Source organism: Microbulbifer pacificus (assembly GCF_033723955.1).
Classification (GTDB): domain Bacteria; phylum Pseudomonadota; class Gammaproteobacteria; order Pseudomonadales; family Cellvibrionaceae; genus Microbulbifer; species Microbulbifer pacificus.
Map to the genome: position 1 here is coordinate 1,694,629 of NZ_CP137555.1, position 15,167 is coordinate 1,709,795.

General features: G+C 60.8%; 12 protein-coding genes. 4 read left to right on the forward strand and 8 right to left on the reverse strand.

Annotation, left to right across the window (positions count from 1 at the left end; translation table 11 throughout):
• The first annotated feature begins 67 nt into the window (after positions 1–67).
• A complete protein-coding gene (locus tag R5R33_RS07455) occupies positions 68–1,663 on the forward strand; it encodes a tetratricopeptide repeat-containing sulfotransferase family protein (RefSeq protein ID WP_318955392.1) in 1,596 nt (531 codons plus the stop codon).
• A 60-nt stretch (positions 1,664–1,723) separates the two neighbouring features.
• On the opposite strand, the gene trpC is transcribed toward R5R33_RS07455, so the two are convergent.
• The 8 genes from trpC to R5R33_RS07495 form a co-directional block, all read right to left on the reverse strand.
• Positions 1,724–2,518 (reverse strand): indole-3-glycerol phosphate synthase TrpC, encoded by a 795-nt coding sequence (gene trpC, locus R5R33_RS07460; protein ID WP_318955393.1) that lies wholly within the window; start codon positions 2,516–2,518, stop codon positions 1,724–1,726.
• Positions 2,519–2,522: 4 nt separating this feature from the next.
• Positions 2,523–3,557: an anthranilate phosphoribosyltransferase gene (gene trpD, locus R5R33_RS07465; protein ID WP_318955394.1), complete on the reverse strand. Its 1,035-nt coding sequence runs from the start codon at positions 3,555–3,557 to the stop codon at positions 2,523–2,525.
• Positions 3,558–3,780: 223 nt separating this feature from the next.
• Positions 3,781–4,359 (reverse strand): anthranilate synthase component II, encoded by a 579-nt coding sequence (locus R5R33_RS07470; protein ID WP_318955395.1) that lies wholly within the window; start codon positions 4,357–4,359, stop codon positions 3,781–3,783.
• A complete protein-coding gene (locus R5R33_RS07475; RefSeq protein ID WP_318955396.1) occupies positions 4,356–5,210 on the reverse strand; it encodes an ion transporter in 855 nt (284 codons plus the stop codon). The genes R5R33_RS07470 and R5R33_RS07475 overlap by 4 nt, the downstream gene beginning before the upstream one ends.
• Positions 5,211–5,246: 36 nt before the next feature.
• A complete protein-coding gene (gene trpE / locus R5R33_RS07480; RefSeq protein WP_318955397.1) occupies positions 5,247–6,728 on the reverse strand; it encodes an anthranilate synthase component I in 1,482 nt (493 codons plus the stop codon).
• Between the two features lie 358 nt (positions 6,729–7,086).
• Positions 7,087–7,755 carry a ribulose-phosphate 3-epimerase gene (gene rpe, locus R5R33_RS07485; protein WP_318955398.1) on the reverse strand — a complete coding sequence of 223 codons (669 nt, stop codon included), beginning with the start codon at positions 7,753–7,755 and terminating at the stop codon, positions 7,087–7,089.
• 229 nt (positions 7,756–7,984) lie between these two features.
• Complete coding sequence (gene murU / locus R5R33_RS07490) at positions 7,985–8,680, reverse strand: N-acetylmuramate alpha-1-phosphate uridylyltransferase MurU (protein ID WP_318955399.1); 696 nt, start codon at positions 8,678–8,680, stop codon at positions 7,985–7,987.
• A gap of 8 nt (positions 8,681–8,688) precedes the next feature.
• Positions 8,689–9,798, reverse strand: coding sequence for an aminoglycoside phosphotransferase family protein (locus R5R33_RS07495; RefSeq protein WP_318955400.1), 1,110 nt, complete (start codon positions 9,796–9,798; stop codon positions 8,689–8,691).
• A gap of 321 nt (positions 9,799–10,119) precedes the next feature.
• Here R5R33_RS07495 and R5R33_RS07500 point away from each other — a divergent pair, with 321 nt between their 5' ends.
• Genes R5R33_RS07500 through pdxA form a run of 3 tightly spaced genes read left to right on the forward strand, consistent with a single transcriptional unit; the run spans position 10,120 to position 15,146 of the window.
• Complete coding sequence (locus tag R5R33_RS07500; protein ID WP_318955401.1) at positions 10,120–12,744, forward strand: LPS-assembly protein LptD; 2,625 nt, start codon at positions 10,120–10,122, stop codon at positions 12,742–12,744.
• Complete coding sequence (locus R5R33_RS07505) at positions 12,744–14,111, forward strand: peptidylprolyl isomerase (protein ID WP_318955402.1); 1,368 nt, start codon at positions 12,744–12,746, stop codon at positions 14,109–14,111. Before R5R33_RS07500 ends, R5R33_RS07505 begins: the two co-directional genes overlap by 1 nt.
• Positions 14,112–14,144: 33 nt before the next feature.
• Positions 14,145–15,146 carry a 4-hydroxythreonine-4-phosphate dehydrogenase PdxA gene (gene pdxA, locus R5R33_RS07510; protein ID WP_318955403.1) on the forward strand — a complete coding sequence of 334 codons (1,002 nt, stop codon included), beginning with the start codon at positions 14,145–14,147 and terminating at the stop codon, positions 15,144–15,146.
• The last annotated feature ends 21 nt before the right edge of the window (positions 15,147–15,167 follow it).

The following is a 15,167-nucleotide window of genomic DNA, read 5'->3' on the forward strand; positions in this document are numbered from 1 at the left end:
ACGGTAGTCCCCGGATCAAACAAAAGCCGGCCTGGATAACCCGGGCCGGCTTTTGTATTTTCATCTTATGCAAACACCCGATAACCCCAACATCGCCGAGTTGCACCAGCGCGCGGTGAGTGCACTCAACCGCGGCGTCTATCGCGATCTCGCCCTGCTCGCCACGCAATTGCAGCAGGTCGCGCCGGATATGGCCGATGGCTGGTTCTTCGCCAGTATTGCCAGCACCGCCACCGGCCAGATTCGCCGGGCACTGGAACTGGTCCGCGAAGCCCTGCGACTCGATCCCGACAATCCCGAGTACCTGTCACAGAAAGCCCGTTGCCATATACAGCTGCAGCAAATTGGTGACGCGCGGGTAACGGCAGATCTCGGCATGCAGAAACATCCGTCGTCGGCGCTGTTGCTGGATACGTTCGGAGTGATCTACAGCAAGGTCGGCGATCAACTAAAGGCCGCAGAGGCATTTCGCGGCGCCGTGGGCAAGCAACCACAGAATCCCCAGTTCCAGTTCAATCTCGGTAGTGCGGAGCAGTTCCTCGGGAATCTGGAGGCTGCCCGCGCCGCCTATGAACAAGCCATCCGGCTGCAGCCGGACTTCGCGCGCGCCCACTGGGCACTATCGGAACTGGAAAAAAATCGCAGTGAGAGCCAGCGACTGCCGCAGCTGCGACAAATCCAGCAGTCCCGGCGTTTTTCTCCCGAGGAGCAACTTTATCTGGCGCATGCCATGGCGCGGGAGCTCGAGCGCGAGGGGGATTTCCACAGCGCATTCCAATCACTGGCGACCGCCAAGCGCGTGTACAAACAGAAAATCCGCTACGATTTCTCCCGCGACCAGGCGCTGTTTGACGGCGTCACGGCAGCATTTTCCGGTGCGTCCGACACGGTCACGGCCACAGAGGGAAACCAGGCCATCTTCGTGCTGGGAATGCCCCGCTCCGGCACCACCCTGATCGAGCGGGTCCTACACAGCCACCCGCAGATGCATTCACTGGGCGAGCTTCAGGATTTCCCGCTGGCCGCCAAGCGCGCCTCCGGCAGCGCGTCAAACGCCGTGCTCGACGCCGGCGTGCTGAGTGGGCTGGCGCATGCCGACCGGCAGGCCATTGGCCGGGACTATCTCGCGAGCGTCGCCGACCGCCTGCAGGCGGCGGGCAGTCAGGCACCGCGATTTGTGGACAAGCTGCCGATGAACTTTCTCTACCTGGGTCTGATCGCGCAGTGCCTGCCCGGCGCCCGCTTTGTACTGCTGAAACGCCACCCGCTGGATACCTGCCTCAGCAACTACCGCCAGCTGTTTTCCTTTCAGTTTGCCTACTATCACTACAATTACGCTCTGGAAGATACGGCCCGCTACATCGTGCAGTTCCACCAGTTAATGGTGCATTGGAAACGGCTTTACCCCGGCCGTATTCATGAAGTGTGTTACGAGGGTTTTACCGAAAACCCGGAAGCAGAGAGCCGGCGCTTGATCGCATTCTGCGATTTACCCTGGGACGAACGCTGCCTGGATTTTTCGGCGGCGGAGGGAGCAGTGAGTACCGCCAGCAGCGTGCAGGTGCGCCAGCCGGTGTATCGCAGCGCGGTGGCGCGCTGGAAAAAATATGAACGGGAACTGGCACCGGCAATCGAGATATTTACCAAAGCCGGCTTGCTTTAATTTCCGGCGGCCGCGGAGCCGGTGCACCCGCTGGGGCACTGACTCCGCACTAGCAGGGAATCAGTTGAACAGTTCCAGCAGGCGGCGACCCGGCTCGGGTTCGCGCATAAACGCTTCCCCCACCAGGAAGGCATCCACATTGTGACCGCGCATGGCCGCCACATCGTCGGTGGTGTGGATGCCGCTCTCGGTGACCACAATGCGATCGTCCGGAATCAGCTCCAGCAATTTAAATGTGGTTTCCAGCTGCACATCGAAGGTGTGCAGGTTGCGGTTGTTGATGCCGATCAGGCGATTCGGCAGCTTCAATGCACGCTCCAGTTCGGCGCGATCGTGCACTTCCACCAGAACATCCATACCCAGCTCCAATGCCAGGTCATTGAGACTGGTGAGCTGTGTATCGTCAAGGCAGGCGACAATCAGCAAAATACAGTCGGCGCCGATGGCGCGGGCCTCATACACCTGATAGGGATCGACGATAAAGTCCTTGCGGATAACCGGCAGGCGCACGGCGTTGCGGGCCTGCTGCAGGTATTCGTCGGCACCCTGGAAATAATCCACATCGGTCAACACCGACAGACAGGCGGCACCGCCCTTTTCATAACTGGTGGCAATCTCCGCGGGGATGAAATCCTCACGAATCACGCCCTTGCTGGGGGAGGCCTTTTTGATTTCGGCGATAACCGCCGCTTCGCCCGCGGCGATCTTGTTTTCGATCGCACGCACGAATCCGCGGCAAGCGGGCTGTTGCAACGCGCGCTGCTGCATTTCATCCAGGGAAACCAACTGTTTGCGCTCGGCAATTTCTTCCCACTTGCGCTGGACGATGGTTTTCAGAATCGTTGGCGTATCCATAACTTCACTCTTTGAATGCGCTGGTAAACGCTGCCAGCTCATTGATCTTCTCTCCGGCCAGTCCGCTGTAGATCGCATCCTGGGCCATGCTCACGCCCTCCGCGCGACTCGCAGCCACACCGCTCACATAGATGGCCATACCGGCATTCATCGCAATGATATCAGCTGCCTTGTCGCCGGCGGCGGTTTCGCGCTTGCCAAGGGCATCGCGGATCAATGCCAGCGAGGCCTCGGCGCCGTCCACACACAGGCCGTCCAGGCTCTGGCGCTCAATGCCGAAATCTTCCGGGGAGATGGTAAATTTTTTCAGCTGGCCGTTTTTCAGCTCCCAGCCGCGGGTATCGGCGGCAATACTGATTTCATCCAGGCCGTCGTCACTGTGCAGCACCATCGCGTGCTCCGCGCCAAGGCTTTGCAGCACCTCCGCCAGCACACGGGTGTAGTGCGGGTCGTAGACCCCGATCACCTGGCGCTTGACCCCGGCGGGATTGGTGAGCGGCCCCAGCAGATTGAAAATGGTGCGCAGCCCCAGCGCCTTGCGCGGCCCGATCGCGTGGCGCATGGCACTGTGATAGCTCGGCGCGAACATGAACCCCACCCCCACGCCGTCGATACAGCGGGCGACCTGTTCCGGGGTGAGCGGAAGATAGATACCGGCTTTTTCCAGCAGGTCGGCGGCACCGGAAGAGGAAGAGACTGAGCGGTTGCCGTGCTTCGCCACCCGCGCGCCAGCGGCGGCGGCGACAAAACTGGAAGCACTGGAGACATTGAACAGGTTGGCGCCGTCACCGCCGGTACCGACGATATCCACCGCGTGGGTGTGGTCGATTTCCACTTTGGTCGCGAGCTCGCGCATCACTTCCACCGCACCGGTGATCTCTTCGACCGACTCACCGGCCATACGCAGAGCTACCAGAAACGCGCCGATCTGCGCATCTTCCGCCTCACCGCGCATGATCTGTCCCATGGCATCCCGCATTTCTTCGCGGGTGAGATGTTCGCCGTCCACCAGTTTGGCAATGGCCTGCTGGATATTCATTATTTTCCCCTTCCCTAAGTATTTATTCGCGGAGCCGCAAGTGTTTCGGCATCAGACGCGAAGGCGGTGATGCCGGTATCCGTTTGCGAGACCTTCCGCGAGAGGGACCTCGCGGAAGAGCCCCCATGGATGGGTTCACGGCGTGTCTCGCAAACGGATACCGGCAGCAGTGCCGCCACCGTTCTACCTACGAAGCACCCATGAACTGGCAGAGCACTCAGGCTCAGCTTTCCAAAAAATTCCGCAACATATCGTGCCCGTGCTGAGTCAGGATCGACTCCGGGTGGAACTGCACACCTTCCACCGCCAGTTCGCGATGGCGCAAGCCCATGATCTCATCGATCTCACCGTCCTCGGTTTCGGTCCAGGCGGTAATCTCCAGACAATCCGGCAGACTGCCCTTCTCCACCACCAGCGAGTGGTAGCGTGTGGCTTCAAACGGATTGGACAGGCCGTGAAACACGCCGACATTGTTGTGCACGATATTCGAGGTCTTGCCGTGCATCACCTGACGGGCTCGCACCACGCGACCACCGAATACCTGGCCGATGCTCTGGTGGCCGAGACATATGCCCAGAATCGGCACCCGTCCAGCATAGGCGCGGATGGTATCCATCGAGATGCCCGCTTCATTCGGTGTACAGGGACCGGGGGAAATCACGATTTTTTCCGGGTTCAGCTGCTCGATATCGGCAACACTGATTTCATCGTTGCGCTTTACCACGACGTCCGCCCCCAGCTCCGCCAGATACTGCACCACATTGAAGGTGAAGGAGTCGTAGTTGTCGATCATCAGGATCATGAGTCAGTTCCTTTTCCGTCCCCCAGTTCCCCCAAACGCTTCTGCAAACGCGCAAGGGATTCCTGGGTTGCGCGCAGCTCGCGCAGAATTTCCGTCTGGCTCGGCGGCAGCTGCAATTCATCCAGCCTGCGCAGCTTGGCCTCTTCCAGATTGTTAAGCACCACCCCGATAAACAGGTTGATCATCACAAATGCACCCATCACCACAAAGCTGATGAAGTACAGCCAGGCGTAAGGCATGGACTCCATCGCGGTGTACATAATATCCGTCCAGTCCTCAAAGGTGACGATACGGAACAGACTCAGCAGCGCAATCGGCAGGCTGCGCCAGTGGGTCGGGTCGATTTCGTGAAACAGGAAATAACCAGCCACTCCGTAAATATAAAAGATGATTCCCATCAGCAGGCTGATATGGAACATGCTGGGCAGGCTGCGCAGCAGCGTATCCACCAGCAGACGCAGCTCCGGAAACGCCGATACCAGACGCAGTACCCGCAGTACCCGCACCAGCCGCGCCAGTGTGGCCATGGGGCCCGCCGCGGGGATCAGGCTCAGCACGATGATGGAGAAATCAAAACAGTTCCAGCCATTGGCGAAATAGCGCCAGGGGCGATTGCCCTGGGCCACGATCTTGATGGCCGCCTCGACAATAAACGCCAGCAGGATCAGCTGGTTGATACCGTGCAGCAGACCGCTGTAGCGCTCCAACACCCAAGTGGAGGTTTCCAGACCAACCACCACGGCATTGACCGAAATCAGGGCAATGATGACCTGATTGAACAGCGGCAGATCCACCAGCTGGCGGCACTGATCTGCAAAACTGCGCTTCGCTGCTACTGAGACTTCATTCATCGGGAAAACATCTTCCAATGGTTAAACAGTAAAAGGTTATTCGCCGGTGGCGATGGCCACTGCGCGGAACAGTGCCCGCGCCTTGTTCATGGTTTCATCCCACTCGGACTGCGGATCGGAATCCGCCACCAGGCCGGCACCGGCCTGCACATAAATTTTCTCGTCCTTGATCACCGCGGTGCGGATTGCAATGGCGGTGTCCATATTGCCGTTCCACGCCAGGTAACCCACGGCGCCGCCATAGACACCGCGCTTTTCCGGTTCCAGCTCGTCGATGATTTCCATCGCGCGGATTTTCGGCGCGCCGGACAAGGTTCCCGCGGGGTGCGCCGCGCGCAGGGCGTCGATGCCGGTCAATCCGGGTTTGATCCTGCCGGTGACGTTGGACACGATGTGCATCACGTGGGAGTAGCGCTCCACCACCATCTTTTCTGTCACCTGCACCGAGCCCGTTTCCGCCACCCGGCCCACGTCGTTGCGACCGAGATCGATCAGCATCAGGTGCTCGGCGATCTCCTTCGGATCCGCCAACAGATCCTGCTCCAGCGCCAGGTCCTGCTCCTCGGTTTCACCGCGGCGGCGGGTGCCGGCGATCGGGCGCACGGTCATGTCGCCGTCTTCCAGGTGCACAAGGATCTCCGGGCTGGAGCCCACCACCTGGTGGTCGCCGAGATCGAGGAAGTACATATACGGCGAGGGGTTGAGACTGCGCAGCGCGCGGTAGAGATTCAGCGGCGGGACCTTGAACGGCGCCGACAAGCGCTGCGACGGCACCACCTGCATGACGTCACCGGCGAGGATGTACTCCTTTACCTTGTGTACGCCCTGCTTGAACGCCTCTTCGCCAAAGTGGGAGGTGAACTCTTCCTCGGCGGTGTGGTTGCCGTCAATTCCCAACGGGTCGACGCTCGCCAGCGGCTGCGATAGCTGTCCCACCAGCTCGTCAAGGCGACGCTGGGCCTGTTCCAGCGCGTCTTCCTGTTCCGGGTTCGCATGCACGATAAAAATCACCGCACCGGCGAGGTTGTCGAACACCACCAGCTCATCGCTGACCATCAGCAATATGTCTGGCGTCCCAAGGGTATCCGGCGGGCAGCTTTGGGCCAGCTTGGGCTCCACATAGCGCACGCAGTCGTAACCAAAGTAACCGACGAGGCCGCCATTAAAGCGCGGCAGGCCCTCGATTTCCGGCACCTTGTAACGCCCCTGGAATTCCTCCACAAACGCCAGCGGGTCAGCCACCTGTTTCCGCTCGACGATTTTACCGTCGACCTCGACACTGACTTCATGGCCCATGGCACGCAACACGGTGCGCGCGGGCAGCCCAATAATGGAGTAGCGTCCCCACTTTTCCCCGCCCTGCACGGATTCCAGCAGGTAGCTGTAGCGGCCACCGTCGCGTGCGGCGAGCTTCATGTAGGTGGTCAGCGGGGTTTCGATGTCCGCCAGTACACGGCGGACAAAAGGTATGCGGTTGTATCCTGCAGACGCAAGTTGGGCGTATTCGCTGGGGGTCATGGCGACTCCGGTCTGTGCAATGCTTTGTTTCTTGTTTCGGGGCCTGGATTTCGCATCTGTTGTGGAATCCTACCCGCGGGAAAGGCGCCCGTCGGACCTGTGCAATTGACTCGGTCTTCAGGCTCTAAGGATCAGTGGCGCCATCGCCAGCTGTTGATGAGGTGGGCAGTGCAGTTCAATGTCAGAATCTCGCAGCGTCGAGTTGCTTCCCTGTATTCGGCCAGCAAGTGTACAAATCTCTGATAGAGGCGGCAAGCTCAAGATTTTGTTGCTCGATTTTGGCCCTTTGCAGTCCTTTATGACCGAATGACGGCATGACCGAGAGTGGCGCCGGAGCGCCACTTCTTGAGAAAGGACCTCAGGCCTGCGCCAACTCCGCGCGCATCGCCTTGATTACTTCAGCATAGTCATCCGCATTGAAGATCGCGGAACCGGCGACGAAGCTGTCGGCACCCGCTTTGGCGATCTCGCGAATGTTGTCCTTGGTCACGCCGCCGTCGATTTCGAGGCGGATGTCGAGGCCCGAGTCGTCGATGAGTTTGCGCGCTTCGGTGAGTTTGCCGAGGGTGGCGGGGATGAATTTCTGGCCGCCGAAGCCGGGGTTTACGGACATGAGCAGGATCATGTCGAGTTTATCCAGCAGGTATTTGGCGGCGTCGAGGCTGGAAGCCGGGTTGAATACGAGGCCGGCCTTGCAACCGAGGGACTGGATGAGTTGCAGGGAGCGGTCGACGTGCTTGCTCGCTTCCGGGTGGAAGGTGATGTAGGTGGCACCGGCGTCCGCGAACATGCGGATCATGTCGTCGACGGGCTCGACCATCAGGTGGACGTCGATGGGGGCGGTTACGCCGTGGTTGCGCAGTGCCTTGCACACCATGGGGCCGATGGTGAGGTTGGGGACGTAGTGGTTGTCCATCACGTCAAAGTGCACCCAGTCGGCGCCGGCGGCGAGTACGTTATCGACCTCCTCACCCAGGCGGGCGAAGTTGGCGGAGAGGATGGAGGGTGCAATTTTGTAGTCCGGCATGTTCTCGTCTCAGTGCTTTGGTTTTGTGCCCCAGAGCCTCGTGCTTTGTTTAGGCCCGGTGGCGGCCGGGCGCCGGGCGGGGTTTTTCAGGACCGCTGTGAATACGTCCCTGTACGCTTCGTCGGCAACATCCCTGTTGCCGACGATCCTGAAAAACCCCACCCAGCACCCGACCTTCGATTCAGGTTTCTGTGCTTCGTACGTTTCTGAACTTCGTAGGCCCTGTTGTTTATTCGGCCCGCAGCCGCTCTTCCAGGTTATTCAGGCGCTCCAGTGTACCTACGTCACACCAGTCGCCCGCGTACACTTCCGCCTGCATCAGATCTTCATTGTGGGCGAAGACTTCACCCAGGCCATAGCGCTCGCGGGCGTTGGGATAGCCAGTGAGAATCTGCGGGCGCAGGTAGCTGATACCGGCAAAGGTAAAGCGCGGTTTGCTGGTGCCGGAAAGCAGCCCCTCCTCAATACCAAAGTCACCCTCCGGATTGTGCGGCGGGTTTGGCACCATCAGCAGGCGACCGGGGCAGTCCTGCGGCAGGGGGCTTGCGATCCACTCCGAGAAATCAAAGTCGCACCAGACGTCGCCGTTCACCACCAGAAATGGCGCACTGCCCAATAGCGGCAGTGCCTTGGTAATGCCGCCGGCGGTTTCCAGCGGTTCGCTTTCGTCGGAGTAGTGAATCTCGAGCCCGAAGCGCTCACCGCTGCCGAGGTGATCGCGGATCTGGCTGCCGAGGTGCGCGAGGTTGATGACCACCTGAGACACGCCCGCATTTGCCAGACGCTCGAGCGCGTATTCGATCAATGGCTTGCCAAGCACCGGGATCAACGGCTTGGGCATGCGGTCGGTCAGCGGCCGCATGCGTTTGCCAAATCCGGCGGCGAGAACCATGGCTACAGGGGCGTTTTTCGGATGGGCTGTCATGTTCGCGGTTATCGGGATAATTCGGTTTTCGCGGGACGGCGCTCGCCGGCGGTGCGGTAGTCGCGGTACCAGTCCTGCTTTTCCACCAGCGGCAGGATTTCGGCGCGGAACCAGTCGGCGAAGGGCTGCAACTCCGGGTATTTGTCGCTGACTTCCAGTGTGTAACGGATCACCAGCGGCAGATCCGGCAGGTAGCCGTGTTTGCCATCGCGCAGGTACAGGCGCGGGAAGAGGCCGAGCACCTTGAAGTGGCGCTGCAGGCCGATCCAGTCAAACCAGCGCAGGAAGGTTTCCGGGGCGACTTCGGGAATGATACCGGCGTCGATGGCAGAGGAGGCGTAGGCGAGCGCCCAGTTTTCTACCTGCTCCCGCGGCCAGCGGATATAGCAGTCACGCAGCAGGGACGCCAGGTCGTAGGTGACCGGGCCCCATACGGCATCCTGGAAGTCGACCACGCCGGGGCGCTCTCCGCTACGCACCATCAGGTTGCGACTGTGGTAGTCGCGATGCACCAGCACCTGGGGCTGACTGCTGGCGCTGTCGAGAAGGTGGGCAAAGGTGCGCTCCAGCAGCTGGTGCTCATCGGCACTCAGCTCCCGCCCCAGCAATTTGCCGATCAGCCACTCCGGCATAATCGACATCTCCATGTGCAGCAGTTCGCGGCTATACGGCGGGAACATGCCCTCGGCGCGCGGGATCTGCTGCAGACAGAGCAGTTCGTTGATGACTTCGGCGTAAAGGCCGGCGACGCTGTCGGGGTTGAGCATCCGCAACAGCTGGATGTCACCCAGATCCTCCAGCAGCATGTAGCCATGTTCGATATCGGCGGCAATCACCAGCGGTGTGTGAATACCGTGGCGACGCAGGTAGTCGGCCAGGGCGACAAAGCGGTTGATGTTGGTCTTGCTCGGCGGCGAGTCCACCGCAATCAGTGTCGGCGTGGTATCGGTGCGGAAATAGCGGCGAAAGCCCGCGTCACCGGACAATGGCTGCAAATTGAGCGTGCGCTCAAGCGGCGGCACATGCAGCACCTCATGACCAGACTGCAGGGCGCGGGCGGCCCACTGGCGCAGCGCTTCGCGGCGCTCGTCGGGGGCCTGGGTTACACATTCATTCATCCGCCACCTGCTCTCATCGATACTGCTGATTGGGCGGGATCACTGTCTGCCCGCCTAAAAACTGCGCATTGTAACTGCGCTGGCGGTGCGGATCACCCGCTATTGTTTCCATGGTTACGGCCATTCAAGTAGAATCGACCGCTGATTTTTGCGCACCAGCCTGCCATCGCCGTCACAACTTCCGGTTTTTGTCACAAGCTCTGTCATATTGGCTCTGTCACACTGACTGGATACCCGGACGCACGGGCTGCGCAACCGCCTCCGGATCGCGCGCACTCGCCAACGGAACAGACTCTAAAGATAGCCGGAACCATTCACTCGATGCTGGAAGCTTCCCGCTGGCGCCGCCTCGCGCTGGCCATTGGACAATTATCGCGCCCGCGTTCCCTCGCATTCGGCCTGCTTGCGCTCCAGCCCCTGTGGGCGCTGCCCGCCGCTGCCGATGACAATCAGGATGGGAAACAGCCGGTCGCGCAACCGCAAGCCAATCCCTACCTGTACCTCGACTGGTTCCCCAAGAGCCAGCTGGACCCGCTCGAACGCAGCCAGCTGGCACCGGTTTGCGGCGGCACCTTCATCGAGCCGACACGCACCTACCCGAATGCCAATTTGCTGCCGGAAGATGCCCCCCTGCGCGCCACCGCCGACAGTTCCAACTGGCTGGAAGACGGCACCGCGCAACTGCGCGGCAATGTGCACATCACCCAGGGCTACCGCCAGCTGTTCGCCGATCAGGTGGATGTGAACCGGGAGGAGAGCACTGCCTACCTGAGCGGTGCCATCGAAATGCGCGAGCCCAGCCTGCTGGTACGGGGCAAGGCGGCGCAAGTGCATACGGACAGCAAGGCCGCGTCGATCGAAGACGCCACCTATGTGGTGCACGACGAGTTTGTGCACGGTTCCGCCCGCTTCGCCTCCCGCGAGGCCAGCGGCGAGCTGATTCTGACCGAAGGCAGCTACACGCGCTGCGAACCGGACGACGTTTTCTGGCGCATGACCGGTGGCGAGATCACCATCGACAACGTAGAGCGCCAGGGCACCGCGCGCAACGTGCGCCTGGAAATCGCCGATGTGCCGGTGTTCTATTTCCCTTATCTACGCTTCCCCGTGGGCAGCGAGCGCATGTCCGGGTTCCTGTTCCCCAGCATCAGCAACAGCGATGAGAACGGCTGGGATATCGCCGTTCCCTATTACTGGAACATCGCCCCGCAACTGGATGCCACCATTGTGCCCCGCTATGTACAGCACCGCGGCACCGGGTTGGAACTGGAAACTCGCCACCTGAGCCCCTGGTTCAATACCGAGCTGCGCATGGCGGGTTTACCCGACGACAAGGGCGGCGACGATGAAGATGCCCAACGCCTGATCAACGAAGGCTTCCCGGAAGACTTGGTATTGCCCGCCAAGGGCGAAGACCGCTGGTTCGTAAACCTGGACCAGCTAGGTGGCAATGGCGGCATGTGGCGCACGCGCATCGATTACACCAAGGTCAGCGACGCGGACTACTTCCGCGACCTCGGTAACGTAGAGCTGGACACCCCGCAGAACACCAATCCGCGTACACTCACGGCGCTCAACCAGTCCGCCGAGGCAAGCCTTACCAGTGAGCACTGGCAGGCGAGCATCCGTGCGCAGGAGTACCAGCAGCTGGTCAAGGATCGCTTCGAAAACTTCAGCCAGCTGCCGCGAATCAACCTCGACGGCAACTACAAGTGGGGTGACTGGCAGCTGCTGATGCAGCATGAAGTGACCAGCTTTGACCACGCCGATACCGAAACCATCCGCTTTATCGCCGATGTGGACGACCCCAACAGTGAGACCTCGCTGACCAGGAATTTCGTCAACGCCAATCGCACCCGGATCGATTACAGCTTCGGCTGGGACAAACAGTGGTTGTGGGGCTTCTTCAATCCGGAAATCACCGGGATCTACCTGGGATACGATCTCGCCGAAACGTTCCTGACGGATCCGGCGGACAATACCCCGGAAGCTTCCGCGGCGCAGTTCACCATCGACAGCGGCCTGTACTTCGAGCGCGATGGCAACCTGTTCAGTAAAGAGTATGTACAAACTCTGGAACCGCGCCTGTTTCTGATGGCGAGCACCGAAGCGGACCAGACCGACTTCCTGAACGTGAGTGATATACGCGCCACCGACCCGAAGAGCGACAACCTGCTGTACGACACGTCGCTGTTCACCTTCAGCTATGACCAGCTGTTTCGTGACAGCCGCTTCAACGGCAACGACCGCATCGACGACGCCGACCGCGCGGCCTTCGGTCTCACCACGCGCTTTATCGATCCCAGCAGCGGGCGCGACCTGTTTTCCGCCAGTGCCGGGCAGATCTTCTACTCCGAGGCCAGCCGTATCGAGCTGGCGGAGTTTATCCAGGACGTGCCCCGCTCCGAATTCGCCGCACGCCTGGAAAGTCGCCCCACCGACGCCCTGCGCATCAGCAGTGAGGCGATCTACCACGACACCGATCACACCATTAATCGCGGCAACGTGACCCTGCGCTATCTGGATGACGATTTCCGCCTGTTCAACGTGAGCTATCGCTACCTGCGCAAGGCGGAAATTTACGACTCCACCGACTCCTACCTGGTGCAGGGGCCGGTGAAACAGGCGGACGTATCCACCGCCTGGCCCATCAACAGCCGGCTGTCCATCCTGGCCCGGGCCGCTTACGATTTCACTTTCGACCGGGAACTGGAATACCTGGCGGGACTCGAATACGACACATGCTGTTATCGCACCCGGCTGCTATGGCGCCGCGAACTGGATAACGACCTGGCGGATGTGGTGCCACCGGAAGAACTTGAGTTCGACGAAGGCATCTATATTGAACTGCAGTTGAAGGGCCTGGCCGGAATCGGCGGCTCGGTCACCCGGATGCTCAGCCAGGGCATAGCCAACTTTGACCAGAGAGAAGTACTGAAACAGTGATGACAATAATGCAGATGTTCAACTTCCCCCGCCGCGGCCTGCTCGCTCTCGCCGCCCTGTGCGCCTTTACCCTGCAGGCCCATGCGCAGGTGCAGAAGCTCGACCGGGTTGTAGCCGTGGTGGACGACGACGTGGTCATGGCCAGCGAGCTGCAGCAGCGTATGCAGACCATCACCCAGCAGATCGCCGCCCAGAACGTACAGGCGCCGCCCATCGACATTCTGCGCCGCCAGGTGCTGGAACAACTGGTCATCGAGCGCCTGCAGCTGCAGATGGGCGCCCGCGCCGGTGTCACCATTCCGGAAGATGAGCTGGACCAGGCCATTGCCCGGGTACAGCAGAACATGGGAATGTCGCCCGCGGAATTCCAGCAGAAGCTGGAGGCGGACGGAATCTCCAACAATGCCTTCCGCCAGCAGATCCGCCAGGAGCTGATCATTCGCCGGGTGGAACAGGGCAGTGTCGCCCGCCGTATCCAGATTACCGATCAGGACATCAACAACTTCCTGCGCTCCAAAGAGGGCGAGTTCTGGAAATCGCCACAGTACCAGCTGGGCCACATCCTGATCCCGGTGGGCTCCAGCGCCCCGGCGGAAGAAGTAGCCGCGGCCCGCGCCAAGGCCGACGCCGTGTATGAAAAAGCCAGCAAGGGCGACGACTTCCGCGCCCTGGCCATCTCCAACTCAGCCGGTCAGAACGCCCTTCAGGGCGGCGACCTTGGCTGGCGCAAGACCGTGGAACTTCCCACCCTGTTTGCCGATGCCCTCGACGGTCTTAAAGTGGGTGAAACCACCAAGCCTTTCCGTAGTGACGCAGGCTTTCACCTGCTGAAAATTCACGAGCAACGCGGTGCTCAGGAGCAGGTAGTGGAGCAGACCAAGGTGCGCCACATCCTGGTGAAGACTTCCGCGATTCGCGATGACGATGCCGCCTACAACCTGCTGACGGAGCTGCGCAGCAAAATCGAGGCCGGCGAACTCAAATTTGAAGACGCCGCCAAGGACAACTCCGAAGACATCGGTACCATGCTGCAGGGCGGCGACCTGGGTTGGTCCAACCCCGGCCAGTTCGTTCCGGAGTTCACCCAGGCCATGAACAATACCCCGGTGGGCGAGATCAGCATGCCGTTCCGCAGCCAGTTCGGCTGGCACATCCTGCAGGTCGAAGGCCGCCGTCAGCAAGATATGACCGATCAGTACATCCGCAACCAGGCCGCCAACCTGCTACGGAACCGCCGCTACGAGGAAGAACTGCAGAACTGGCGCCAGGAAATCCGCGACCAGGCCTATGTGGAAATCAAGCTGCCGGAACTGAACAACCAGTCCGAATCCGGTGAAACCCAGCCAGGCAATACAGAGAACCAGTAACCGGTCCCCCAATTCAACGTCAATCTAGCCACGATGATCCCCCGCATTGCGTTTACTCCCGGCGAGCCCGCCGGGATTGGCCCGGAACTCGCCGTCAAACTGGCCTGCTCCGGGCGTACGCCCGATATCGCCGGCGCGCAGATCATCGCCATTGCCGACCCCGAACTACTGCGGCAGGAAGCGGCCCGTCAGGGCAAAGCCCTGCAGCTGCTACCCTTCAATCCCGCACAACCCGCAGAAATTACGCCGGATGGAAGCCTGCACCTGCTGCCGGTCGCACTCCCGGAGCCCGCCCGTCCCGGGCAGCTCAACCCCGCCAACGGCCCCTACGTACTGGAAACACTGCGCCTTGCCGCCAACGGCTGTATGGATCGCACCTTTGACGCGATTGTTACCGGCCCGGTGCACAAGGGCGTGATCAACGATGCCGGTATTCCCTTCAGTGGCCACACCGAATATTTCGCTGAGCAGGCCGGTGTCGAGAAAGTAGTGATGATGCTCGCCGCCGACGACCTGCGGGTGGCGCTGGCCACCACCCACTTGCCGCTGAAAGACGTCAGCAGTGCCATCACTGGCGAATCCCTGCAGCAGGTGCTGACCATCCTGCACCGCAGCCTGCGGCAGCAGTTCCGTATCGAGCACCCGCGCATCGGCGTCTGCGGCCTAAACCCCCATGCCGGTGAAGGCGGTCATCTGGGGCGCGAGGAAATCGACGTCATCGAACCCGCACTCGACACCCTGCGCGCCCTCGGCCTCAACCTGATCGGCCCGCTGCCCGCCGACACCCTGTTCACCCCGCCACAACTGGCCCGCTGCGACGCGGTGCTGGCGATGTACCACGATCAGGGGCTGCCAGTGTTAAAATTCAAGGGTTTCGGGCGCGCCATCAATATCACCCTGGGGCTGCCGTTTATCCGCACTTCTGTGGACCACGGCACCGCTCTCAATATTGCAGGCCAGGGCATCGCCGATACCGGCAGCCTGATCGCCGCCCTAAGCCAGGCTATCGAACTGGCACAACTGCGCCATATTTAAACCAGCGCACCGTAATCTCTC